Source organism: Pacificoceanicola algae, from assembly GCF_049341065.1.
Classification (GTDB): domain Bacteria; phylum Pseudomonadota; class Alphaproteobacteria; order Rhodobacterales; family Rhodobacteraceae; genus Pacificoceanicola.
The window spans coordinates 230,862-254,065 of the sequence record NZ_JBMPIX010000003.1 but is presented as its reverse complement, the minus strand read 5'-3'; the positions used below and the strand labels follow the sequence as shown (position 1 = coordinate 254,065).

20 protein-coding genes are annotated in these 23,204 nt (G+C 62.0%); 12 read left to right on the top strand and 8 right to left on the bottom strand.

The features are described from left to right. Positions 1 to 55: 55 nt before the first annotated feature. Complete coding sequence (gene edd / locus ACOYQJ_RS06145) at positions 56 to 1,861, top strand: phosphogluconate dehydratase (RefSeq protein WP_422905127.1); 1,806 nt, start codon at positions 56 to 58, stop codon at positions 1,859 to 1,861. Positions 1,862 to 1,934: 73 nt separating this feature from the next. After that, a complete protein-coding gene (gene eda, locus ACOYQJ_RS06140) occupies positions 1,935 to 2,579 on the top strand; it encodes a bifunctional 4-hydroxy-2-oxoglutarate aldolase/2-dehydro-3-deoxy-phosphogluconate aldolase (RefSeq protein WP_422905318.1) in 645 nt (214 codons plus the stop codon). A 46-nt stretch (positions 2,580 to 2,625) separates the two neighbouring features. Here eda and ACOYQJ_RS06135 read toward each other — a convergent pair whose 3' ends face one another. Further along, positions 2,626 to 2,898: a hypothetical protein gene (locus ACOYQJ_RS06135; protein ID WP_422905126.1), complete on the bottom strand. Its 273-nt coding sequence runs from the start codon at positions 2,896 to 2,898 to the stop codon at positions 2,626 to 2,628. Then, complete coding sequence (locus ACOYQJ_RS06130; RefSeq protein ID WP_422905125.1) at positions 2,895 to 5,672, bottom strand: bifunctional [glutamine synthetase] adenylyltransferase/[glutamine synthetase]-adenylyl-L-tyrosine phosphorylase; 2,778 nt, start codon at positions 5,670 to 5,672, stop codon at positions 2,895 to 2,897. The genes ACOYQJ_RS06135 and ACOYQJ_RS06130 overlap by 4 nt, the downstream gene beginning before the upstream one ends. Positions 5,673 to 5,764: 92 nt before the next feature. Between ACOYQJ_RS06130 and ACOYQJ_RS06125 the strand changes: the two genes are divergently transcribed. From ACOYQJ_RS06125 to ACOYQJ_RS06110, 4 genes are all read left to right on the top strand, one after another. Then, positions 5,765 to 6,232: a YbaK/EbsC family protein gene (locus ACOYQJ_RS06125; protein ID WP_422905124.1), complete on the top strand. Its 468-nt coding sequence runs from the start codon at positions 5,765 to 5,767 to the stop codon at positions 6,230 to 6,232. Between the two features lie 206 nt (positions 6,233 to 6,438). Next, positions 6,439 to 6,870 (top strand): DUF2852 domain-containing protein, encoded by a 432-nt coding sequence (locus ACOYQJ_RS06120; RefSeq protein WP_422905123.1) that lies wholly within the window; start codon positions 6,439 to 6,441, stop codon positions 6,868 to 6,870. 44 nt (positions 6,871 to 6,914) lie between these two features. Continuing rightward, positions 6,915 to 7,379 (top strand): RDD family protein, encoded by a 465-nt coding sequence (locus tag ACOYQJ_RS06115; protein WP_422905122.1) that lies wholly within the window; start codon positions 6,915 to 6,917, stop codon positions 7,377 to 7,379. A 178-nt stretch (positions 7,380 to 7,557) separates the two neighbouring features. Next, the gene (locus ACOYQJ_RS06110; RefSeq protein ID WP_422905121.1) at positions 7,558 to 8,370 is read left to right on the top strand and encodes an arginyltransferase; all 813 of its coding nucleotides are present in this window, start codon (positions 7,558 to 7,560) and stop codon (positions 8,368 to 8,370) included. 167 nt (positions 8,371 to 8,537) lie between these two features. Here the strand turns inward: ACOYQJ_RS06110 and ACOYQJ_RS06105 are convergent, their stop codons facing one another. From ACOYQJ_RS06105 to ACOYQJ_RS06090, 4 genes are all read right to left on the bottom strand, one after another. After that, entirely contained in the window at positions 8,538 to 10,892 is a 2,355-nt protein-coding gene (locus tag ACOYQJ_RS06105; RefSeq protein ID WP_422905120.1) for a TRAP transporter large permease subunit, read from the bottom strand. Positions 10,893 to 10,907: 15 nt separating this feature from the next. Further along, the gene (locus tag ACOYQJ_RS06100) at positions 10,908 to 11,858 is read right to left on the bottom strand and encodes a TRAP transporter small permease subunit (protein WP_422905119.1); all 951 of its coding nucleotides are present in this window, start codon (positions 11,856 to 11,858) and stop codon (positions 10,908 to 10,910) included. A 120-nt stretch (positions 11,859 to 11,978) separates the two neighbouring features. Next, positions 11,979 to 13,064 carry a TRAP transporter substrate-binding protein gene (locus tag ACOYQJ_RS06095; protein ID WP_422905118.1) on the bottom strand — a complete coding sequence of 362 codons (1,086 nt, stop codon included), beginning with the start codon at positions 13,062 to 13,064 and terminating at the stop codon, positions 11,979 to 11,981. Positions 13,065 to 13,231: 167 nt separating this feature from the next. Continuing rightward, entirely contained in the window at positions 13,232 to 14,125 is an 894-nt protein-coding gene (locus ACOYQJ_RS06090; protein ID WP_422905117.1) for a LysR substrate-binding domain-containing protein, read from the bottom strand. A gap of 103 nt (positions 14,126 to 14,228) precedes the next feature. Between ACOYQJ_RS06090 and ACOYQJ_RS06085 the strand changes: the two genes are divergently transcribed. The 3 genes from ACOYQJ_RS06085 to ACOYQJ_RS06075 are packed head-to-tail and all read left to right on the top strand — an operon-like array spanning position 14,229 to position 16,609. After that, a complete protein-coding gene (locus ACOYQJ_RS06085) occupies positions 14,229 to 14,510 on the top strand; it encodes a DUF6552 family protein (protein ID WP_422905116.1) in 282 nt (93 codons plus the stop codon). 39 nt (positions 14,511 to 14,549) lie between these two features. Further along, positions 14,550 to 15,971 carry a cache domain-containing protein gene (locus tag ACOYQJ_RS06080; protein ID WP_422905115.1) on the top strand — a complete coding sequence of 474 codons (1,422 nt, stop codon included), beginning with the start codon at positions 14,550 to 14,552 and terminating at the stop codon, positions 15,969 to 15,971. Then, positions 15,968 to 16,609, top strand: a complete 642-nt coding sequence (locus ACOYQJ_RS06075) for a response regulator transcription factor (protein ID WP_422905114.1) — start codon at positions 15,968 to 15,970, stop codon at positions 16,607 to 16,609. The genes ACOYQJ_RS06080 and ACOYQJ_RS06075 overlap by 4 nt, the downstream gene beginning before the upstream one ends. An 18-nt stretch (positions 16,610 to 16,627) precedes the next feature. On the opposite strand, the gene ACOYQJ_RS06070 is transcribed toward ACOYQJ_RS06075, so the two are convergent. Next, entirely contained in the window at positions 16,628 to 16,837 is a 210-nt protein-coding gene (locus ACOYQJ_RS06070; protein WP_422905113.1) for a hypothetical protein, read from the bottom strand. A 105-nt stretch (positions 16,838 to 16,942) separates the two neighbouring features. After that, positions 16,943 to 18,331 carry an AmmeMemoRadiSam system protein A gene (amrA, locus tag ACOYQJ_RS06065; RefSeq protein WP_422905112.1) on the bottom strand — a complete coding sequence of 463 codons (1,389 nt, stop codon included), beginning with the start codon at positions 18,329 to 18,331 and terminating at the stop codon, positions 16,943 to 16,945. A gap of 405 nt (positions 18,332 to 18,736) precedes the next feature. On the opposite strand from amrA, the gene ACOYQJ_RS06060 reads away from it, so the two are divergent. The 3 genes from ACOYQJ_RS06060 to ilvN all read left to right on the top strand — a co-directional run bounded on the left by ACOYQJ_RS06060 (position 18,737) and on the right by ilvN (position 22,979). Then, positions 18,737 to 20,491: an acetolactate synthase 3 large subunit gene (locus ACOYQJ_RS06060; protein ID WP_422905111.1), complete on the top strand. Its 1,755-nt coding sequence runs from the start codon at positions 18,737 to 18,739 to the stop codon at positions 20,489 to 20,491. A 77-nt stretch (positions 20,492 to 20,568) separates the two neighbouring features. Beyond that, positions 20,569 to 22,356, top strand: coding sequence for a tetratricopeptide repeat-containing sulfotransferase family protein (locus ACOYQJ_RS06055; protein ID WP_422905110.1), 1,788 nt, complete (start codon positions 20,569 to 20,571; stop codon positions 22,354 to 22,356). A gap of 62 nt (positions 22,357 to 22,418) precedes the next feature. Continuing rightward, positions 22,419 to 22,979 (top strand): acetolactate synthase small subunit, encoded by a 561-nt coding sequence (gene ilvN, locus ACOYQJ_RS06050; RefSeq protein ID WP_422905109.1) that lies wholly within the window; start codon positions 22,419 to 22,421, stop codon positions 22,977 to 22,979. Positions 22,980 to 23,204 lie beyond the last annotated feature (225 nt).

The following is a 23,204-nucleotide window of genomic DNA, read 5'->3' as shown; positions in this document are numbered from 1 at the left end:
AAAGCATTCCGCAGGCCAGCAATTTACGGCCCGAACCATCAGGTAAGGAGTCCCCATGCCCCTGAACGATACAATCGCCCGCGTCACCAAACGTATCGAAGAGCGCTCTTCAGAGATGCGCGCCACCTATCTTGACCGGATGCGCCGCGCCGCCGAAGAAGGTCCGCGCCGTGCCCATCTGGCCTGTGGCAACCAGGCCCATGCCTTTGCCGCAATGGGGCAGGATCAGGATACGCTGGCCGAAGGCCGGGCCCCGAACATCGGCATCGTGACGGCTTATAACGACATGCTCTCGGCGCATCAGCCGTTTGAACGCTTTCCGCAGTTGATCCGCGATACCGCCCGCGCCGCTGGCGGCACGGCGCAGGTTGCGGGCGGCGTGCCTGCCATGTGCGATGGCGTCACCCAGGGCCAGGTAGGCATGGAGCTGTCGCTGTTTTCCCGCGATGTGATCGCGCTGGCGACGGGCGTGGCCCTTTCACACAACACCTTTGATGCAGCGCTTTACCTGGGTGTTTGCGACAAGATCGTGCCGGGCCTTGTGATCGGCGCGGCCACCTTTGGTTACATCCCCGGCATCTTCCTGCCGGCTGGCCCCATGCCCTCGGGTCTGCCGAACGACGAAAAGGCCAAAGTCCGCCAGAAATTCGCCAATGGCGAAGTTGGCCGCGACGAGCTGATGAAGGCCGAAATGGCCTCGTATCATTCGCCCGGGACCTGCACCTTCTACGGCACCGCGAACTCCAACCAGATGTTGATGGAGTTCATGGGTCTGCACCTGCCCGGCGCCTCCTTTGTGAATCCCAACACGCCGCTGCGCGACGCGCTGACCGTTGCAGGGACCGAACGCGCGCTGGAAATCACCGCGCTTGGCAACGCCTACACGCCGGTGTGTGACGTGCTCGATGCCAAGGCTTTTGTGAACGGCATCGTCGGTTTGATGGCCACGGGTGGTTCGACCAACCTTGTGCTGCACCTCCCCGCCATGGCCCGTGCCGCCGGTATCGCGCTGGAACTTCAGGACTTTGACGAGATTTCCGAGGCCACCCCGCTGATGGCCAAGGTCTATCCGAACGGTCTGGCTGATGTGAACCACTTCCACGCGGCGGGCGGCCTGCAGTACATGATGGGTGACCTTCTGGATGCGGGCCTGCTGCACGAAGATGTGCAGACCGTGGCAGGCAATGGCCTGTCCACCTATCGTCAGGAACCACGCCTGAGCGAGGGACGCGCCACATGGGTCGATGGCCCGCGGGTGTCTGAAAATGAAAAGATCCTGCGCCCCTCGTCGGATCCCTTCCAGCCGACAGGTGGGCTCAAGCAGCTTTACGGCAACCTTGGCCACGGCATGATGAAGGTCTCTGCCGTCGCGCCGGAGCGTCACATCATCGAAGCCAAGGCCCGGGTCTTTCACGATCAGGACAGCGTCAAAACCGCCTTCAAAGCCGGAGAGTTCACCGAAGACACCATCGTCGTCGTGCGCTTTCAGGGGCCCTCGTCCAACGGCATGCCGGAATTGCACGGCCTGACCCCGACACTTGCCGTTCTTCAGGACCGCGGCCTCAAGGTGGCGCTGGTCACCGATGGCCGCATGTCCGGCGCCTCTGGCAAGGTGCCTGCCGCGATCCACGTCTCACCCGAGGCATCCAAAGGTGGCCCGTTGGCGCGTGTTCAGGATGGCGACATGATCCGCGTCGATGCCACCAATGGCACCATCGAATGCCTCGCCCCGGATTTTGAGCAACGCACAGCGGTCACCGCCGATCTGTCGGGCAATGGCCATGGCGTCGGGCGCGAACTGTTCGCCGCCTTCCGCGAAAATGTTGGCCTTGCGTCCAATGGTGCCGCCGTGGTGGTCTGAAACCGCCCCGGCTTTTCATCTTGTCAAAAATACCCCATTCCGTCCGCGACACGCGAAAGGACACCCGATCATGATCACGCCCCAAGACGCCAGCATCCAATCTGAAAAGCTATGCCGCCTCGCCCCGGTCATCCCGGTGCTGGTCATCGACGACGCCAGCAAGGCGCGCGCCTTGGCCGAAGCTTTGGTCAAAGGCGGCCTGCCGGTTCTCGAAGTCACTCTGCGCACGCCCGCAGCGCTGGATGCCATCCGCGAGATGGCCAAGGTCGAAGGCGGCGTTGTTGGCGCGGGCACCCTGCTGACCCCGGCGGATGTCAAAGCCGCCGTCGAGGCGGGAGCAAAATTCGGCGTCTCGCCGGGGGCCACCGAAACCATCCTGACCGCCTGCGAAGAGGCCGACCTGCCGCTTCTGCCCGGCGCCGCAACCGCCTCTGAGGCGATGAAGCTGCTGGAACGCGGTTACACGGTGCAAAAGTTCTTTCCGGCCGAGGCCAATGGCGGCGTCCCGGCGCTCAAGGCGATCGGCGCGCCGATCCCACAGGTCAAATTCTGCCCCACCGGCGGCGTCAGCCTGAAGAACGCCGAAACCTATCTGGGTCTGAGCAACACGCTCTGTGTCGGCGGCAGCTGGGTTGCCCCCGCTGACCTTGTCGCCGCTGGCGATTGGGCCGGGATCGAGGCGCTGGCCCGCGAGGCTGCCGCGCTGCCCCGCACCTGAAACCGGCCCACTGCGCAGGGCGGGGGAATGCCCCGCCTTCGCCATTTTATTCTGCGCGCGGTCGCGACCGGTAGCCGCCGCGCCGCTTGGGGGCGCTCAGCTTGTCCAGCCCCTCGCGCAGCACATGCGTCATTGGATGATCCGCCTCGGTTTGCCCATGTCGCGTCAGCAAAGTACCGATCAGCGCGCCGGTATCCACGTCGGCCGGCACCGACAGCGCCCAATCGAGGAAGATCGACCGGCATTCCGAGGCGCTGATCCCCTCGATTTTGTAGGCCTCTGAAATCAAACCCTTCGGGTCCAGTGCGTCACCCTTCATGCCTCATCCTCCACATCCGGCAAGACCGCTTGGATATGCGTCGCCGCATCCTTGCTTGCCGCTTCGAAATCTTTGCGCAGCCTGTCCATATCTTCGACACCGGTCAACCTGGTCAGAAAGGCACAGCCGCCCGACCCCAAAGCTTCGGGGTCAAGCGCCTTGTCACTGACCAGCCGCGCGCCGATCTGCATGGACCACGCAAGGGCATAGGCCTTGCGCAGCGAGGCGCGCCCCTCGGCGCCCAGCCAGTCGGCCTGCGCCAACGCCCGGGGCACCTGCCGCACCGGTTTGCCCGCGATCAGGGACGCCGCCTGCGCCATCAACTCGATCTCTTGCATCTTGCCCGGACCAAGCTTGGCCTCCCATGAACCGCCCTGCCCTTTGGCCGCCGAAATCCGCACCCGCATCTTGGCGATTTCGCGCAGGATCGGCGCAGCCTCGCGCCGTGTGCCCAGAAGCTCGGCCCGAAAACCCTCAACGTCTGCCGCCAGCGCCGCAGGTCCGGCAACGACCCTTGCGCGCGTCAGGGCAAGGTGTTCCCAAACCCAAGCTTCGTTGCGCTGATATTCGGTGAAGGCCTTGAACGAGGTCGCCACCGGCCCCTGATTGCCCGAGGGGCGCAGGCGCATGTCCACTTCGTATAGCTTGCCCTCGGCCATCGGCGCCGTCATCGCGGTGATCAAGGCCTGCGTCAGCCGCGCGTAATAGGTGCGCGACGGCAAAGGCCGCCGCCCGTCCGAGCTTTCAACCCCGTCCGGATCGTAGATCACGATCACATCCAGATCAGAGCGCGCATGCAACCGGCCCGACCCGAGGCTGCCCATGCCCAGCACCACCGCACCGCGTCCCGGACACGGCCCGTGCTTGCGGGCGAATTCCTCTTGCACCACCGGGAAGAGCGCCGAAAGCGTCGCCTCGGCCAGATGGGCATAGGCTTGCCCCGCCTCTTCCGGCTCCATCAGCCCGCGCAGCAGATGCACGCCGACGCGAAAGTGCCATTCCTTGCCCCAACGCCGGGTCAGATCCAGACGCCGCTCGTAATCTTCCTCTTCGGCCAGCCGGTCGGCCAGTTCGGCGCGCAGCGCATCGAACCCCGGCCAGGGCGCAAAGAAATCCCCACCGATCACCGCATCAAAGACGCTGGAGTTGCGCGCGAGGTACCGCGCCAGATCAGGTGAGGTGCTGACGATATCGACCAGAAGGTCAATCAATTGCGGATTGGCCTCGAACAGCGAGAAAAGCTGCACCCCCGCAGGCAGCCCCGCCAAAAAGCCATCAAAGGCGACCAAAGCCTCGTCTGGTTTCGACGCGCTTGACAGCCGCCGCAGAATTTCCGGCCGGAGCCGCCGGAAAATCCCGACAGCCCGCTCCGAGCGTAACGCCGGATAGGTGGGCCAGCGTTTGACGATATCGCTTTTCGCCAGATCCGGCAGATCTTCCTCGGGTGCGGCGCCATCGGGGGCGAAAAAGCTTTCGGTCAGGGCGTGCACCTCGGTCAGGCGCGCTGTGACCTCGGCCTCGAACGAGGCGACATCTGTTGCCATCAGGCAGGCCAGACGCGCAAAGCCGTCCGGGGATTTCGGCAGGTCATGGGTCTGGGCGTCGCGCACCATCTGTACGCGGTGCTCGACCTCGCGGTGATATCGGTAGTGCCGCGCCAATACGTCGGCGACGTCGTCAGGCAGCCATCCCTTGGCCGCCAGCGCCTGCAACCCCGGCACGGTGCCGCGCACCCGCAGGTCCGTATCCCGTCCGCCCGCGATCAACTGACGGGTCTGGGTAAAAAACTCGATCTCGCGGATGCCGCCCCGGCCCAGCTTCATGTTGTGCCCGGGCAGAGTGATCGGCCCGCCCAGGCCTTTGTGTTCGCGGATGCGCAGGCGCATGTCGTGGGCGTCCTGAATGGCGGCAAAATCCAGATGCTTGCGCCAGACGAAGGGCCGCAGGGTTTCCAGAAACCGCTCGCCCGCCGCCAGATCGCCCGCCGACGGGCGCGCCTTGATATAGGCAGCGCGCTCCCATGTGCGGCCAAGGCTTTCGTAATAGCGCTCTGCCGCCTCCATCGCCATGCAGACCGGCGTGACCGACGGATCGGGCCGCAAGCGCAGATCGGTGCGAAAGACATAGCCTTCGCCGGTCAGATCATTCAGCGTCTTGGCCATCTTGCGCGTCGCGCGCACCAGCGAGGCGCGCGCCTCGTGGTAATCCGCCGGGTCATAGCGGGTCTCGTCGAACAGGCAGATCAGGTCGATGTCCGAGCTGTAGTTCAGCTCGCCCGCGCCCATCTTGCCCATGGCAAGCGCCACCATGCCCCCGGCGGTTTCAATATCGTCTTCGCTGGCGCCGGGCAGCTTGCCGGTCTTGATCTCATGCGCGACGGCGGCCCGCAGAGCCATCTGAACCGCGTGATCGGCAAAATCCGTCAACGTCCCGGTCACCTGCTCCAACTCCCATGCGCCAGCCAGATCACAGAGCGCAATTAACAGCGCGATGCGCCGCTTGGCCTGACGCAGGGCATCGCCGATCTGGTCAAAGGGCACATCCGCAAGCCCGGCATTCACCGCTGCAAGTGCGCCGCCGGGGTCTTGGGCCGCGCCTTCCAGCCAATCGGCCTCTTTTTCGATCAGGCCTTTGAGATAGGGCGAGGATCCTCCGACCCCCTCGATCAACTCGGCCAGAGGGCCAGAGGCCCATGGACAGGCGTCGCGGGCCTCTTGCCCACGGTCGGGTTCAAAGGGGCGTGGCAGGCGGGTGATGCGGCTTTCGAGTGTCATAGGCGCAGATGGCCACGCATTGCGGAAAAGGGCAACACCCCTTGCCGACCCGCCCCGCTTTGGGCACCTTGGTGGCGACAAAGGAGAGCCCGATGAGCAAAAGCCTGGCCCGCGTGCGCGCCGCCCTCGAAGCGGCAGGTCTGCCCGCCGATATCCGCGAAGTCGGCCAAGCCCGCACCGCGCAGGAAGCTGCGGACAGTGTCGGCTGCGCGCTGGATCAAATCACCAAGTCCATTATCTTCCGGGCCGAAACCTCGGGCGAGGCCGTGCTGTTCCTGACGGCTGGTGGCAACAAGGTTTGCGCCGACAAGGCCACCGCACTTGCGGGCGAACCGCTGGGCAAGGCCGACGCGGCCCTGATCCGCAGCCAGACCGGCTTTGCCATTGGCGGTGTTGCCCCGCTAGGCCACCTGAGCCCGATCCGCGCCTGGCTGGACCCGCGGTTGCTGGAGTTTGCCGAGGTCTGGGCCGCCGCAGGCACACCGCGCCACGTCTTCCCGCTCGACCCGACGATTTTGCCGGGTCTGACAGGGGCAAAAGCGGCTGATTTCACGGAATAGCTGCGGATCCTTCGGTTCTCCAAAGCCAAAAACTGCCGGTCACCCCACGTTAGGCTCCAATTTTTCCAGATCTAACCATCTGATAAATATACACCTTGCCAATTAATGTAAAAAACATTCACATCCAGACTTGAAAGCCAGCCCGTCAATCCCGATCTGTTTCAATGTGAAGAGCATTCACATCGCAACCGAAAACGGAGAGAGACATGACCACCGCCACCTATACCGCAGACCTGCCCGCTCAGTCCGGCTGGCTCTCGCGCGCCGAGGCTTGGCTCGATCAACGCGGCAAAGGCGCGTGGATCGCAGCTATGGTTCTCGGGTTCATCTTCTTCTGGCCCGTTGGGCTTGCCCTTCTTGCCTACATGATCTGGAGCAAACGTATGTTCAACAAATCCTGCCGGTCCGGCACCCACAGCCACCGTCGTCACGCATTTGCGGCGATGAAACCCAGCGGCAACACGGCCTTTGACGCCTATAAGGCTGAAACCCTGCGCCGTCTTCAGGATGAACAGGAAGCGTTTGAGTCGTTCCTGCAACGTCTGCGCGACGCCAAGGACAAGGCCGAGTTCGACCAGTTCATGGACGACCGTGAAAAGCGCGCCGCCGATGAGGCCCGCGAAACCGAACAGGCCTGATCAGGCCGATGCAACGCGGCCCCCTTTTCAAGGGGCCGCCCCACATGTCACAAAGGGACACCATGTATAGCGATACCTACACCCACCTGCCGGACCCCCAGCGTCAGTACGCCTTTTACGAAGGTGTCACGGTCAAGCGCGGCCTTGCCTGGGTGATCGATTTCATCATTGTCGCGGCAATGATGGTCCCGATCCTGATCTTTACAGTGTTCGTGGCCGCCTTTTTCCTGCCGTTGCTGTTTGCCATCGTCAGCTTTATCTACCGTGTGCTGACCATTGGTTCGGGATCGGCCACATGGGGCATGCGGATGATGGCGATCGAGTTCCGCAATGCGCAGGGCCATCGCTTTGATCTGAGCCAGGCCTTTTTGCACACGCTGGGCTATACAATTTCGCTGTCGGTCTTTCCGCTGCAAATCATCTCGGTCGTCATGATGTTCATGACCGAACGCGGACAGGGCCTGACCGATATGGTCATGGGCACCGTCGCCCTGAACCGCCGCGCCTGACCCGGCCCGACTGACCCGGCCCGACTGACCCGGCCCGACTGACCCGGCCTGCCTGAACGCGGTTAACCTAACCTTAAGAAAACCCCGGCACATGCTGGGGTTCACTTGTTCCGGGGGTTGGCGCAGAAAATTTTACTTGTTACCGTCAGGCATCAACACCCCGAGTCACCAAAGACCCATGCGCCATTCACTTCCCATTGCACCGCAGTTCTATGTAACAGCACCGCAGCCCTGCCCCTATCTTGAGGGCCGGATGGAACGAAAGCTGTTCACCGCCCTGCAGGGGGACGAGGCGCAAAAGCTGAATGACACGCTGTCCAAGCAGGGCTTTCGGCGCTCACAGAATGTGCTGTACCGGCCTTCGTGCACCGATTGCGCCGCTTGTCTGTCGGCTCGGATCGACGTGAAACGCTTTACCGCGTCGCGCAGCCAACGCCGGACGCTGAAAAAGAACGCCTATCTGACGCGTCGCGCCACCAGCCCCTGGGCCACCGAGGATCAGTACGATCTGTTCCGGCGTTATCTGGATGCCCGCCACGCCGATGGTGGCATGGCCGATATGGACGTCTTCGAATTCGCCGCCATGGTCGAGGAAACGCCGATCCGCAGCCGCGTGATCGAATACATCGACAGCACCCGCGACGAACTGAGCGCCGTCTGCCTGACCGATATGCTCGATGACGGGCTGTCCATGGTCTATTCCTTTTATGAGCCGACCCTGCACAAAGCCTCGCTGGGGACATGGATGATCCTTGATCATATCGACATCGCGCGCGAGGCGGGCCTGCCCTATGTCTACCTTGGCTACTGGGTGCCGGGTTCAGACAAGATGGGGTACAAGGCGCAGTTCGATGCGGTCGAGATTTACCGCCACGGACAGTGGGAGCCGCTGTCGCTGGACGACAGCTATGACGCGGACAGCCACCCGCTTTCGACCGATCCGATCGCCGAACAAGTGGCCAATATCTCCTTTCCCGACACTCGGGCCTGAACGCTCCCGCGCAACGCCGGTTTGCAGGACCAGCCTTGGCTGACAGGGACAGGCTGGCCGTTTCATCACGTTTGCTGAGTGTCTTTGGCACAGGGCTATTGCCGGAACGAAAAGGGCCGCCCCAACCGGGACGGCCCTTTGCAATGGTGTGTCGGTGCGCGCCTTGATCAGTTCGGGATCAGGTCCGGCACGATGGTCACGATCCCCGGGAAGAACCACAGGATCGCCAGACCCACGACCTGGATCAACACGAAGGGTGCCACGCCGCGATAGATGTGGCCTGTTGTGACCTCTTTCGGAGCCACGCCGCGCAGGTAGAAGAGCGCAAACCCGAAGGGCGGTGTCAGGAACGAGGTCTGCAGGTTGACCGCGATCATGATCGTCACCCACTTGGGATCGAACGAGCCGCCATAGATCACCGGGCCAACGATCGGCACGACTATGTAAATGATCTCGAGGAAGTCCAGAACAAAGCCCAGAACAAAGAGCACCAGCATCACGATCAGGAAGACTTTGACCTCGTTGTCAAAGCTCTTGAGGAAGCTCTGGATATAGTGCTCGCCGCCGAAGGAGATCACCACAAGGTTCAGCAACTGCGAGGCGATGAGGATGGTGAAGACCATGCTCGTGACCTTGGCGGTTTCGCGCACCGCCGGGGTCAGAACCCCGGAGCGGTACAGAACCCAACAGCTGAACAGCAACCCGAACAGCGCATAGAGATAGGCGCCATAGGCAAAGAAAAAGGCCACCCAGCTTTCGAAACTGACATTGTCAGCATTGATGCGAAGGTCAAAGTTGACACCCAAAAGGATCATGACCAGCACCGCAAGGGTCGACCAGATGATGACCTTGGGCGATTTGTCTTCGTCCTTCAGCTTGCGATAAGCAGCCAGCATGATCGCACCTGCAGCCCCCAGCGCCGCAGCCGGCGTCGGGTTGGTGATCCCGCCAAGGATCGAGCCAAGCACCGCAACGATCAGAACCAACGGCGGGAAGACCACGCGCAGCAGGTCATGCTTCGATAGCCGCACCATCGCATGATAACAGCCATAGATCGCAAGCGCCCACGGGAGGAACAAGAAGATCACTGTCAAACCCGGCGAGGTCAGCGGACTGATCAAGGCAATATCCACCAATAGCCCCAGAACCAGACCCACACCGCCAATCAGCAGCGGCATCGGGTCCGAGCTGGGCGAGATCCCGCGTGCGAAGGCAAGGATCAGACCCATCATCACCGTCAGGATCGCGATGCCGGTGCCGATGGGGGCGGCCGCGGCCACCTTGTCAGCGCGGGCTTGCTCGATCTCTTCCGGCGTCAGGCGTGTGCTTTCAGTCGCGCCGCCAGATTCGTCGATGACCTTCTGTTCGGCCACGGCGGTATCCCACGCTTCTTGGCCGTGCAGCTCGATCATCGCGGACTGGCAAAGCTCGCTCACATTGGTGCGCAGGCTGGCCGACTCGCCAATGTCGGAAAAGCTCGAAACCGTGGTGTTCTGGTTGCCCACCATGTTGACCTGAGTCAGCAACATGGTCCCGGCGATCAGCGCAATCGGAACCCCCAGAAGCCAGGTAAAGGCCTCGCCCCGCGTGACCGGTTCATTGGTGCTGACCCCAAGTTCGACCGCAGGGGCCTTGGAGGGGTTGAGCATCGCAAAACCAAAGGCATAAAGCGCGTACAGCAGCGCCAGCAGGATCCCCGGCAGCAGCGCGGCCTGGAACAGCGTGCCCACCGAAACCACGGCAGGTTCACCCAGATAGGTCAACGCGTCGGTACAGCCTGCCTCGACCGCGCGGCTTTCCTGCGCGGCGGAATACAGGTCACCGGCCAACGTTCCCAGCAAAACGATCACGATGGATGGCGGAATGATCTGCCCCAGCGTGCCCGAAGCCGCGATCACCCCGGTCGCCAGTTCCGGCGAATAGTTGTTGCGCAGCATGGTTGGCAGGGCGAGCAGACCCATGGTGACCACGGTCGCGCCGACAATCCCGGTCGACGCCGCAAGAAAGGCGCCCACCACGACGATGGACACGGCCAGACCGCCCGGAAGCGGGCCAAAGACCCGCGCCATGGTGGTCAGCAGATCGTTGGCGATCTTCGAGCGCTCCAGAACGATCCCCATCAGCACGAACATCAGAACCGCCAGCAGAGTCTCAATCGACTGGCCGGCGATGACCCGTTCGTTGATACGGTTGACGATGAAGGACACGTTGCGGTCCAGCGCGTATTCCCAACCGCGTTCAAAGACGTGAACGCCGATGCGTGGCAACTCGGGATTGCGGAAGATCGAGACGGTTTCCGCCGGAACACCGGTCGCCAACAGTGCGTTGTAAGCGTCCGAACTTGTGTCGATCGCCTGGTGTATCAGCAATCCCGCGCTATCAAGCGCGGCGATGATGCCGAATGAAATGACCCCGGCGCCACCGATGGCAAAAGCCACCGGAAAACCCGACAGGATCGCTGAAAAGAGCGTGAGAAAGACGATGATCAGGCCGATCTCGACGCCATCTAGTCCGAATAGCATATGTCTGACTCCGCCTTAAAATTCTGCGTGATCGTAGGGCTCTTCGCCCTCTTCGAGGATGTCGCGGTCAAGGTACTTGCCCTCTGCCTCTTCGCCCTCTTTCCACTCAAGGTATGAGCGGAAGAAGAACGACCAGGCCTGAATGAAGATCATCCCGACCAAGGCGACCATGAGCACCTTGAAAAGGAAGTAACCGGTAAAGCCATTGGGACTGAAACCGATGGTCTCGACGTTCCACTTCATGGCGCGGGATTTTGTCAGCAGGCGGTCCAATTGGTCCGACGCCGAAGGTTTCGGCACGATCAGGTGGCGCCAGAGGAAGTACCAGGAATACATCCAGATCAGCGTCGCCATGGGGATCATGAAGAACAGGCTGCCGAACATGTCGATGACGCGCTTGGCGCGGTAGGACACAGCGGAATACACCAGATCGACGCGCACATGGCCGCCCTGCACGAATGTGTAGGTCAGACACAGCGCCACCACCATGGCGTTGTAAAGCTTGAGTTCTTCGGCGAACCACGAAATGTCGAATTGCAGCGGGATGCCAAACCCGACCGAGATGTCAGGCCGGGTAAAGATCCGCTGCATGAAGACGATGACAACCTGTTGCAGCACCATCAGCAGGCCTGCCCAGGCGGCGAAACGTCCAACGGTATTGGCAAAGCCTTCCAACACACGGACGGTGCCCCAAAGAAAGGAATTGCGCCAAAGACCGATGGCAAAGATCACAAGGAAGACCGTGATCGCCACGAAGAAAAATTCGGTCGAGCCGCCATAGTAGACCACCCGCATGACCGATTGCTTGTCCTCGGCAGTGGCATTCCAGCTGAGAAAATCCAGCCAAAGCCCCGGATGCGTGATCGCATAGCCAAGATTGTAAAACGCCATTGGAATGCTCTGAAGGATCCAAAGTATCCCATCGGCCAAGGCTGGCAAAAAGCCGACCGCGCCCTCTTCTTCCATGAGTTCCCCCTCATCGGCCGGTTGTCCGGCCTGTCTTGGAAATCTTCTTACCCCTCGGCGGGGTCATGTGCGAAAAGGCCCCCGACTTGCAGGGGCCTTTCCGGTGTCTCTTGGCTTGGCTTAGCCGCCCAGCACGCGCACGCGCTGTTCGACATAGTAACCGTCGGACTTCTGAATCCACGCGGCCGAGTTCGCCAGCGAAGTTTCGAAGGAGTTGCGGATCTTCGCGAACAGCTCGTCGCCCATGTTCTCGTCCATGACCTCTTTGGAGGCGGCGCCGAAGGCATCCCACACGTCGTCCGAGAATTGCAGCGTCTTGACGCCCTGTGCCTGAAGACGGGCCAGTGCGGCACCGTTGTTGGCCAGAGTTTCAGCCAGCTGGTACTGGGTCACAGCCATCGAGCCATAACGCAGGATCGCCTTGTGCTGGTCCGACAGGTCGTTCCAGACATCCAGGTTGACCGAAGAGGCCAGCGCCGAACCCGGCTCGTGGAAGCCAGCGGTGTAGTAGACCTTCGCGACTTCCTGGAAACCGGCGCGTTCGTCGGCCATCGGGCCAACCCACTCGAGACCGTCGAGGGCACCGGAGGACAGCGCCTGATACAGTTCGCCGCCGGGGATGTTCTGGACCGATGCGCCGAGCTTGCCCAGCACCTTGCCGCCAAGGCCGGGCATGCGGAACTTGAGGCCGTTGAAATCGTCAGCCGACTTGATCTCGTTGCGGAACCAGCCACCGGACTGCGAACCCGAGTTGCCGGACAGCAGACCCTTGAGGTTGAAGATCTCGCCCAGTTCGTCATGCAGGGCTTCGCCGCCGCCATGATAATACCAGTTCGAAACTTCCTGCGCGGTGCCGCCAAAGGGCACAGCGGTGAAATAGGCATACCCCGGGTGCTGACCGATAAAGTAATAGTCAGCCGAGTGGTACATGTCCGCCTGCCCCGAGGACACAGCGTCAAAGACTTCCAGTGCGCCCACCAGTTCGCCCGGCGCTTTCTTGTCGATGGTCAGGTTGCCATCAGAAATCTCGGACACGAACTTTTCGAGGTAGGACGCCGCATCATCAAGAACGGCAAAACCGCGCGGCCACGAGGTGACCATGGTCAGGGTGCGCTTGCCCTGAGCATATACTGGCGCTGCCAGAGTGGAAGCAGCTGCAGCACCCGCGCCCACGGTCGAGGCGCGAAGGAAAGAACGACGATCCATATGAATCCTCCCATAAGGTTTTCTTGCGCGCGCGGCTCCCCACCGCACACGGATCGGTTAAAGTGCGGCCACCCTAGGCGGCGGTTTTGAGGAAAGAAATACCCACTGCTACGGAGTTGGGTTACAAAAGTGACCAATTTTGCGGCGATGCCGCGGCGCGGCGCACGTCAGGACTGCGGTTCAGGTTCCATTTCAACTGAAGCGTGTTCCGCCAGCCAGTCAAAAACCGCTCGGACCGACGGGTTCCTGAGATGATCCTGCGGGGTTAGCGCGTGATAGCTATGCCGGGTTTGCAATGTGCCATCATGGGCCTGTACCAAACGCCCTTCGGCCAATTCACGGGCCACCATAAAGCGGTTGGCCAGCGCTACGCCCTGCCCCGCCATGGCCGCATCAAGCGCCAGCGTGATGGTGCTGAACCGTGGCCCCGACAGGCGCGCCGGGCGCGTCATGCCCAGAACTTGCTCGATGTACTCGGGCCAAAGATCCAGACTGTCGTGCAGCAGGCTCAGCCCCGTCAGATCCACCGCCTGCTCCATCAGCTTGGGTGAGCAAACCGGGATGACGCCTTCGCGGAACAGCTCCTGCGCGGCCAGCGAGGCACCGAAAGGCGGCACGCCATAGCGCACGACGATATCCACCCCGTCGGCCTGAAAACGCGACAGCGCCTCGGTGGCCATGACGCGCAGGTCCACCTTGGGATGCGCTGCGGAAAAGTCAGCCATGTTGGGGATCAGCCATTTGGCGGCAAAGGTCGGCGTGACCGAAATCGTCACACGTTCCGGCACCGGGCGCAGGTCCGATGTCGCCTCGGTCAGAATGCGGAACGCCTGATTGAGCCGTGTGTGATAGCGCCGCCCGGCTTCGGTCAGGGTCAGCCCACGTGGATGGCGCTCGAACAAGAGCACATCCAGACGCGCCTCAAGGCCGCGCACATGTTGCGCAACGGCGCCTTGGGTGACGCCCAGTTCATCTGCGGCGGCGCGAAAGGTCAGGTGGCGGCCGGCGGCTTCAAAGGCGCGCAGCGCGTTCAGCGGCGGCAGGTCATCTGTCTTGAGCATCAGTTATTCTACACTCTCATCGCAGTGCTTCTGGCCTGTCCACTCCGTATCCCGAAGGATAGCTTGCACGAAACACGCCGCGCAATCCACAGGAACCCGCTCGATGAGTGCAGAAAATCTGACGACTCGCCTTGAGTTACAGGCCGTTTTGCCGCGACCGCAAGCGCGGGGCGCCCATGTAACAGCCGTCAAATGGCTGGCCTCTGCGGCGCAGATCGGCGGCTATACCCTGACGGGAATCGGCTGGACGCCGTGGAATATCCCGCTGTTCCTGATCGGCGTTCTGGGCTGGCTGGCGATAGGCGTGATGTGGCGCGACAAGGCGCTGGTCCTTTTGCATATCGTCGCATTGGCCGCACTGATCGCAGGGCTTGTCACGCAGTAGCCCCTTTCCCCGCACGCACTTCTCTGGTTTGCTTGGCGCATGCGGAGTTTACTGGGGTCATTCAGGATAAGTTACGGGCAGAAGCTGTTCCTTCTGGCCTCGGTCCCGATGATCCTGGCGGTTTCGGCGATCGCGATCCTTGTTGCCGCGCAATCGCGCGCACTGGCCAACCGGGAAATCCGCAGCCTCGAAACCCAGTTGATCGAAGCCAAAAAGCGCGAATTGCGCAACTATGTCACCCAGGCCCGCAACGGGTTCTACTTTGTCTACGGCTCGGCGGCGCCCTCGGACGAGGCAGCCAAAGAGCAGGTCATGCAGATCCTTGCGGCCATGATTTATGGCGATGAAGGGTTCTTTTTCGTCTATGACTATGACGGCAACAACATTGTGTCGCCCCGGCAGACCGAGTTGATCAACCAGAACTGGTGGGATCTTACCGACAGCGAGGGCACCAAGGTCGTTCAGCAGTTCATTTACACCGCGCGCTCGGGTGCGGGTTATGTCGAGCACCTCTGGCCCAAGCCCTCAACCGGGGAAGAGGCGCGGATGATCACCTATGTCACCTCCTTCCCGTCGTGGCGGTGGGCGGTGGGCACCGGGGTCTTTATCGACGATATCCTGAACAGCATCGCCGCCAGCCGCGCCGAGGTCGAGGCGCGCGTGCGACGCACGTTCCTCTATATCGGCGGCATCACCCTTGGCGCGCTTTTGCTGGTGTTTTCGTCGGGCCTGTTTCTCAACATCCGCGAACGCAGGCTGGCCGATGCCAAGCTCAAGGAACTCACCCAGAGGGTCTTTGACGCGCAAGAAGAAGAACGCGGGCGCGTGGCGCGCGAATTGCACGACGGTATCAGCCAGATCCTTGTCGGGGTGAAATATGCGCTGGATATCACCCGCCGTCGCATCCATCAGGGCGATGGCCGGGCCGAAGATACGCTGAACAAGGGCATCGACAACCTGTCAGAAGCGATTCACGAAGTCCGCCGGATCAGCCGCGACCTGCGCCCCGGCGTGCTGGACGATCTCGGCCTTGGCCCTGCGCTGAAATCGCTGACCGATGATTTCCGGGCGCGCACCGGGATCGAGACGCGCTTTGACACCGTAGTATTCCGCAACCGTCTGGATCAGGACAGCAAGATCGCGCTCTATCGCATCGGGCAAGAGGCGCTGACCAACATCGAGCGCCACTCCGGCGCAACCGAGGTGGTGATCGACCTGCGCGGCCACCGCGACGGGGCGACGCTGCGCATCTCTGACAACGGTCTGGGTCTGGGCGAGGCAGCGCGCGGGCCGCGCGCCGGGATCGGCCTGCGCAACATGCAGGAACGCATGGACCAGCTTGGCGGCACGCTGCGGGTCTTGTCCTCGAAAACCGGGACGGTTATCGAAGCGCAGGTTCCACTGACCCACCTTCTGCCGCCGGAAGAGGGCAAACCGATAAAAACAAAGGTACAAGCATGAGCACTGTGACCCGCGTTGTCGTTGTGGACGACCATCCCATGGTTGCCGAAGGGATCGAGGCCATTCTCGAAAGCTATGACGACATTCAGGTGCTGGCCACCTTGTCGGACGGGCAGCAGATGATCGACCGCCTCGATGAATTGTCGCCCGATGTGATCCTGATGGACCTGAACATGCCCGGCCTTGGCGGACTGTCCGCCACCGAGATGATCCTCGAACGCCGCCCGGACACGCGCATTCTGGTTCTGTCCATGCATGACACGCCGGAATATGTCTCCACCGCACTGTCGCACGGCGCGCGCGGCTATGTCCTGAAGGATGTGCCGACAGATGAGATCAAGCAGGCAATCGACGCGGTCATGGCGGGGGAGCGTTACCTTTGCACCGGGGCCGAAGGCGCGTTGACCCCGCAAGAGGGCGCGCGCGAACAGCTGACCAACCGCGAGCAATCGGTGCTGCTGCAACTGGCGCAAGGCAAGTCCAACAAAGAGGTCGCGCTGCTTCTGGATATCTCGGTGCGCACGGTCGAAACACACCGCAAGAACATCAAGCGCAAGCTTGGCATCAGCTCGACCGCCGGGCTGACCCGCTATGCATTGGAACATGGGGTCTTGCAGGGCACCGGGGTGACTGTGTGATTGTCGCGCGGGCCGGCTCTACAGTTTCACGCCGAAGATCGCGGTATCGCAGGGCGCGTCCTTGACGGCACTGGCCGGCAACATGCGCTCGGGCATCGACTGATCCAAGGCCGCATGTCCGCTGGCCGGATGCGGCATCTCGCCCATCAGCACGGCCGCTGCCATCAGCACAGCCAGCAAAGCCGCCTTGGCGCCGGTGAAATCGCGGTAAAAGACATTGCGGGCCATGTTGGCCTCCCTCGTTTGTGCTCTGACCTCAGAATGCCGAAAGGCGCCCACACGTTCAAATCACGACTGCGCGCGCAGATGTTGCAAAACGCGCGAGGCAACCGTTCAGGCGGCTCGTTCCTGATCGGCGCGGCCTTCGAAAGCTTCGGCGCGGAAGGTCTGAATGCGCAGGCTGTCGCTCCAATGATCGGGCGGCAGTCCGGCCTTGCGTTTCAGCGCCGTGACAAACTCCTGCGGGTCCGAAACCGAGGCCCAGACCGAGGGCAGGAACAACCCGCGCCGGTCACCATCGCTCAGGATTGCGCCGCTGACCTCGGGGATCAGTCTGGCGACCAGATCCGCTTCGTCCGTCACTTCAAAGGGCGCGGGCCGGGTCAGGACCGAGACCTTCACATCCAGATCACCCAGCTCTGCGGTGGTCAGCCGGTCAAAGCGCGGATCCTCGAACCCGGCCTTGACCGCGTTGGCGGCCACATCTGCGACCAATGATCGGTGCGGCACCATGGAACCGATACAGCCGCGCAACCTGCCGCCGCGTTCCAGCGTGACAAAGCTGGCCATCAGGGTGCGCAATTGCACGGCAAAACTGTTCACGTCGATTTCCGGCGGCAGACCTTTGGTCAGGCGCGATGTCAAAGCTGCCTGCGCAACATTCAGCAGTGCCCTGCGCGAGGTGCCATCCAGAATGTCGTCTTCCGGCGCGAAAAGCCCCCATGCACCATAACCGACAACGCGCTCGGCGTTCTGGCTGGCGGCAAAGGATGTGTGCATTCCCAGACGCAGCGCCCGGCACCCGGCCCCGGTTTGCGAGGCCAGCCACCCTGAAAGCGCCCGAGCGCCGCAGGCATGGGATGGCGTCAGTCGCGCGCCCTGCCCGGTTTCGATCAACCCGGCAGTCTGCGCGTCGATCCGCAATGCCTGTTCCTGCGTCAGGAAATGGCTCAGGTCGCTGGACAGGACAAACAGCGTTTCGCCCTTCATTCGTGTCAGCCGGTCGATCGCCTGAGCAACCTGCCCTTCGGTCGCATCGCCAATCACCATCGGGACAACCGGCACCTTGGGGTGATAATACCGCGCAAAGGGCAGTTGCGTGTCGATACCATGCTCTTCGGCAAAGGCGGCTTCGTGGCCGTGGGCCAGATCGGCGCGGATCAGGGCATGGCAAGCCCGCGCATCAATCCGCACCCGTTTTTTCGGCACTTCCACGCTGTCATGGGCGGTCGGCACGGCGATCCCGTCAAAACGGGCGCGGTGTGACGGCGACAGAATGGCGATCCGGTCAGGGGTTCCGCGCGCCAACGCCGCCCAGGCCGCAGCCGTCAGCTTGCCGCTGAAGGCATAGCCCGCATGAGGCGAGATCACCGCGCGCGGCACGCTGGGCAATTCCGCGCGCAAGCCCTGCCATTGGGCATCATACTCGGCCAAGAGCGCGTCCAGCGCCTGTTGATCCTCGGGAAAGAACCTGCCTGCTACATGGGTCTGTCTGACAGCCATTATTCTGGCCCTTTTGCTACGCGCCCTCAATATAACCCCGGATTTTGAGGATTGCGACGCCCGCGCAAAGGGGAAAATCGGCAAAGCTTGGGGCATTTCGACCATCCGCAGGCAGGTATTTGCGCAAAATGTCGCATTCCGCCCCAACCCGCGCAACTTTCGGAAAGAATTTTACCCGCTACGGCAATTTTTTCTGCCTTTTAGCGGTTGACGCCCCGGATCATGGCTCATAATGTGCGCCACGCACGCAACGGAGGCCCCGAATGAGCACCCTAGTGGTAATCGTAGGCAAAAGGCGCATGGCCGGGTAACCCGGAACCATATGGTTCACCCATGCGCCCCCGACTGAAAATCGGGGGCTTTTTTGTGCGCATAAAGACGAGTGTCGAAAATTGGAGAAGCGCAATGACACGTCAGATGACCGGAGCGAAAATGGTGGTTCAGGCCCTTAGAGAACAGGGTGTGGACACGGTATTCGGATACCCCGGTGGCGCTGTGCTACCGATTTACGACGAAGTCTTTCAGCAAAATGACATCAAGCATGTGCTTGTGCGCCACGAACAGGGCGCCGTGCATGCGGCCGAAGGCTATGCCCGCTCGACCGGCAAACCGGGCGTGGTTCTTGTCACATCGGGGCCCGGGGCGACCAATGCGGTGACCGGGTTGACCGATGCCTTGCTCGACTCGATCCCGATCGTTGTTCTGACTGGCCAGGTGCCAACCTTCATGATCGGCTCTGACGCCTTTCAGGAGGCGGACACTGTCGGCATCACCCGCCCCTGCACCAAACACAACTGGCTGGTCAAAGAGACCGAAAAGCTGTCGGCAACGATTCACGAGGCCTTTCATGTGGCCATGTCGGGCCGCCCCGGTCCGGTCCTTGTCGATATCCCCAAAGACGTGCAGTTCGCCAGCGGCACCTACCAGCCAAAACCGGCGGTCAGCACGCGGCACTATCAGCCGCAGGTCAAGGGCGACATGGAGATGATCACCGAGCTGGTCGAGGCGATCGAGACAGCTGAAAAGCCGGTGTTCTACACTGGCGGCGGCGTGATCAACTCTGGCCCGGTTGCCAGCCAGCTCTTGCGCGAACTGGTGGAAGCCACCGGCTTTCCGATCACCTCGACGTTGATGGGGCTTGGCGCCTATCCGGCGTCCGGCAAGGCGTGGCTGGGCATGCTGGGCATGCACGGCCTTTACGAGGCCAACCTTGCCATGCATGGCTGCGATCTGATGATCAACATCGGCGCGCGCTTTGACGACCGTATCACCGGCCGAATCGACGCCTTCAGCCCGCATTCGAAAAAGGTCCATATCGACATTGATCCCTCGTCGATCAACAAGGTGATCAAGACCGATATCCCGATCGTCGGCGACGTGGCCCATGTTCTTGAGGACGTACTGAACCTGTGGAAAGCGCGCGGCCGCAAGGTCAACCGCGAGGCGCTGGCCAAATGGACGGCGCGCATCGACGAATGGCGCAAGGTCGATTGCCTCAAGTACACCAACTCCGAAGGCACGATCAAACCGCAGTACGCGCTTGAACGGCTCGAGGCGCTGACCAAGGACAAGGATCGCTACATTTGCACCGAAGTTGGCCAGCACCAGATGTGGGCGGCGCAATACCTTGGCTTTGAGGATCCGAACCGTTGGATGACCTCCGGCGGGCTTGGCACCATGGGCTATGGTTTCCCGGCGTCCATCGGTGTGCAGATGGCCCACCCTGAAAGCCTTGTGATCAATGTTGCGGGCGAAGCCTCCTGGCTGATGAACATGCAGGAAATGGGCACGGCGGTTCAGTACCGTCTGCCGGTCAAGCAGTTCATCCTGAACAACGAACGCCTTGGCATGGTGCGCCAGTGGCAGCAATTGCTGCACGGTGAACGCTATTCGCATTCGTGGTCCGAGGCGCTGCCGGATTTCGTCAAGCTCGCCGAGGCTTTTGGCGCCAAGGGCATCATCTGCAAGGATCCCAAGGATCTGGACGATGCGATCATGGAGATGCTGAACTACGACGGGCCGGTGATCTTTGATTGCCTCGTCGAGAAGCACGAGAACTGCTTCCCGATGATCCCCTCGGGTGAGCCGCACAACAAGATGCTGCTTGGCGATGCCAATGCGACCAATGCCATTGCTGGCAAGGGCGCGGTGCTGGTCTGAGATATTGTCGGGGCGCGCGGTCTGACCGGGCGCCCCAGCCTTTCCGCGCCCTTTGCCCAGACGGTTGAACCTTTGTCATGATGCCCCGCCCCGCCCCTTCGTTCGCGCCGCATGTGGACCCTGTCGCACATGCCAAAAAGCTGGCCGCTACTGGCAAGCCGGCCGAGGCAGCGGGCCTGTTGCGGCAGGTTCTGGCCAAGGACAGCCGCAATGCGGGCGCGCGCAAGGCCTTGGCCGCGTTGGGGAAATACGCGCGCCCGGCGCTGAAACTGTCGCCGCAGGATCGCAAAGCTGCCAAGGCGGTCGAGCAGGCTCTGGCCGCCGGGAACTGGACGCAGGTCATTGCGCAAGCGCAGCCCCTGCTGTCCCGCCAGCCCTTGCTGAGCGATGCAGCCAATGCGCTTGGTACCGCCCTGCGCATGTCGGGCCGGATGAACGAAGCGATGCGCGCCTATGATCATGCGCTGCGCAGCGATCCGGCGCTGGCGGACAGCTACATCAACATGTCCTCTTTGCTGCAACACATGGGCCAACCCCAAGCCGCAGCCGAGGCCGCGCAGGCGGCGCTGGATGTCGCCCCGCGCAAGGCCGAAAGCCATCTGGCAATCGGTCTGGCGTTTTATGATCTGGACAGGATCGCCGAGGCGGAAAACCATTTGCGTCGCGCGACCGAGCTGAACCCCGCTCAGGTTCTGACATGGGATGCCCTTAGCCGCACGCTTGAGCGGCTGAACCGGCTGGAGGATCTGGCGAAGACGGTTGAACAGGCCCTTGCCGCCTGCCCCGGCGCGCCGCTTTTGCAGCTGCATCAGGCCGCCGCGCTTAGCCGAGGCAAGGACGACGCCGGTGCGCTTGCGCTTTTGGATAGCATCGACGCCTCGGCATTGCCGCCCCACAGCCGATCCGTGCTGTATGAATTGCGCGGCCGGGCCTTGGATGCGCTTGGGCGCTACGATGCAGCCTTTGACGCCTTTGGCCTGATGAACGACATACAGCGCCAGATGCATGTGGCGCCGGGCAAACCCAATGCTTTCCTGTCGATGGTGCAGGCCCGCCTTGATGGGGTGGACGCGCTGAGCAGTGGCTGGCCCGCCGACGATGACACCGCGGCCCCGGTCTTTCTGGTGGGTTTTCCGCGTTCGGGTACGACGCTGCTCGACACGATACTGCGCGGGCACGAGCAGATCGCCGTCGTCGAAGAACAGCCGATGTGCGCGCACCTGAGCCAAGGCATCGCCCACAGTGCCGAAGCCGCTGGCCTGACGGCCTTGACCGCCGAAGAACTTGCCAAACGCCGCACCGCCTATCTGTCGGATTTCGAGCGGCACCTCGGCGCTCCTCTGGACGGGCGCATCGCGGTCGACAAGATGCCACTCAATCTGGTCGAGGCAGCCGCTATCGCGCGTCACTTTCCCAAGGCCCGGTTCATCCTTGCCCTGCGCCATCCGGCGGACAGCGTGCTGAGCTGCTTCATGCAGAATTTCAAACCCAACGAGGCGATGAACAACTTTCTCGATCTCGAACAGGCCGCCCGGCTTTACGACAGGGTGTTTTCCCTATGGGAAGGATACCGCGAGAAGCTGGCGCTGAACGTGGTCGAGATCCGCTACGAACATCTGATCGCCGATCTGCACGGCGCGGTCGAGCCGGTGCTGACCCATATGGGGCTGGACTGGCGAGATGAGATGGCGGATTTCCAGAAATCCGCCCGTGCCCGCCCGGTGATCCGGACGCCCAGTTACAAACAGGTCACGCAGGGGCTGTATTCCAGCGCCGACGGCCGTTGGCGCCGCTATGACGCCCATCTTGGCCCGGTGATGAACATTCTGAAACCTTGGATCAATCGCTGGGGCTATGACGCCTGAGCGCAGCAAACCACCGAAAACCGCCACGTTCCGTGGCAGCACTTAACGCGAAAGGGACACCGATGTCGGCGCTAAATATCAAAAAGGGTTCGAACAAGCACTCTGCCTATAACCTGCGCCCGAGCTTTTCGGATGTACAAGAGACCCACACGATCGCCGTTCTGGTCGAAAACGAACCGGGGGTTCTGGCGCGGGTGATCGGTCTGTTTTCGGGGCGAGGATATAATATCGACAGCCTGACCGTGGCCGAAGTTGACCACGAAGGCCACCTGAGCCGCATCACCATCGTCACCACCGGCACGCCGCAAGTGATCGAACAGATCAAAGCGCAGCTTGGCCGGATCGTGCCGGTGCATGACGTGCATGATCTCACGGTCGAAGGCGGCAGCGTCGAGCGCGAACTGGCCCTGCTCAAAGTTGCCGGCAAAGGCGACAAGCGCGTAGAGGCGCTGCGACTGGCGGATATTTTCCGTGCGCAGGTGGTGGATTCGACTCTGGAAAGCTTTGTCTTCCAACTGACCGGGACTTCGGAAAAGATCGACGCCTTTGCGGATCTGATGCGCCCGCTTGGTCTGGCCGAGATCGCCCGGACGGGTGTCGCCGCGCTGGCCCGCGGCGCGTAAACTCACTCCGCGCTGGCCCGCGGCGCGTAAACTCACTCCGCGCTGGCCCGCGGCGCGTAAACTCACTCCGCGCTGGCCTGCGGCGCGTAAACTCACGCCGCATTGGCAGGCTGCGGCGTTCCAGCTGAACGTAAGGACGCCCTGACCAAACATCAAAAAGGCCCCGTCCCTAAGGGATCGGGGCCTTTTGTCCTTTCCGTCTCTGCCTAGGGGGAGAAGCAGATC

Excerpts from the sequence above, each read along its gene's own strand:
- ACOYQJ_RS06135 (WP_422905126.1), bottom strand. The coding sequence starts at position 2,898 with ATGAAGGGTGACGCACTGGACCCGAAGGGTTTGATTTCAGAGGCCTAC.
- ACOYQJ_RS06130 (WP_422905125.1), bottom strand. The coding sequence starts at position 5,672 with ATGACACTCGAAAGCCGCATCACCCGCCTGCCACGCCCCTTTGAACCC.
- ACOYQJ_RS06070 (WP_422905113.1), bottom strand. The coding sequence starts at position 16,837 with ATGGCCCGCAATGTCTTTTACCGCGATTTCACCGGCGCCAAGGCGGCT.
- ACOYQJ_RS06075 (WP_422905114.1), top strand. The coding sequence starts at position 15,968 with ATGAGCACTGTGACCCGCGTTGTCGTTGTGGACGACCATCCCATGGTT.
- ACOYQJ_RS06090 (WP_422905117.1), bottom strand. The coding sequence starts at position 14,125 with ATGCTCAAGACAGATGACCTGCCGCCGCTGAACGCGCTGCGCGCCTTT.
- amrA (WP_422905112.1), bottom strand. The coding sequence starts at position 18,331 with ATGGCTGTCAGACAGACCCATGTAGCAGGCAGGTTCTTTCCCGAGGAT.
- ACOYQJ_RS06095 (WP_422905118.1), bottom strand. The coding sequence starts at position 13,064 with ATGGATCGTCGTTCTTTCCTTCGCGCCTCGACCGTGGGCGCGGGTGCT.
- ACOYQJ_RS06125 (WP_422905124.1), top strand. The coding sequence starts at position 5,765 with ATGAGCAAAAGCCTGGCCCGCGTGCGCGCCGCCCTCGAAGCGGCAGGT.
- ACOYQJ_RS06120 (WP_422905123.1), top strand. The coding sequence starts at position 6,439 with ATGACCACCGCCACCTATACCGCAGACCTGCCCGCTCAGTCCGGCTGG.
- ACOYQJ_RS06115 (WP_422905122.1), top strand. The coding sequence starts at position 6,915 with ATGTCACAAAGGGACACCATGTATAGCGATACCTACACCCACCTGCCG.
- ACOYQJ_RS06110 (WP_422905121.1), top strand. The coding sequence starts at position 7,558 with ATGCGCCATTCACTTCCCATTGCACCGCAGTTCTATGTAACAGCACCG.
- ACOYQJ_RS06085 (WP_422905116.1), top strand. The coding sequence starts at position 14,229 with ATGAGTGCAGAAAATCTGACGACTCGCCTTGAGTTACAGGCCGTTTTG.
- edd (WP_422905127.1), top strand. The coding sequence starts at position 56 with ATGCCCCTGAACGATACAATCGCCCGCGTCACCAAACGTATCGAAGAG.
- ACOYQJ_RS06060 (WP_422905111.1), top strand. The coding sequence starts at position 18,737 with ATGACACGTCAGATGACCGGAGCGAAAATGGTGGTTCAGGCCCTTAGA.
- ACOYQJ_RS06055 (WP_422905110.1), top strand. The coding sequence starts at position 20,569 with ATGATGCCCCGCCCCGCCCCTTCGTTCGCGCCGCATGTGGACCCTGTC.
- ACOYQJ_RS06100 (WP_422905119.1), bottom strand. The coding sequence starts at position 11,858 with ATGGAAGAAGAGGGCGCGGTCGGCTTTTTGCCAGCCTTGGCCGATGGG.
- ACOYQJ_RS06080 (WP_422905115.1), top strand. The coding sequence starts at position 14,550 with ATGCGGAGTTTACTGGGGTCATTCAGGATAAGTTACGGGCAGAAGCTG.
- ACOYQJ_RS06105 (WP_422905120.1), bottom strand. The coding sequence starts at position 10,892 with ATGCTATTCGGACTAGATGGCGTCGAGATCGGCCTGATCATCGTCTTT.
- ilvN (WP_422905109.1), top strand. The coding sequence starts at position 22,419 with ATGTCGGCGCTAAATATCAAAAAGGGTTCGAACAAGCACTCTGCCTAT.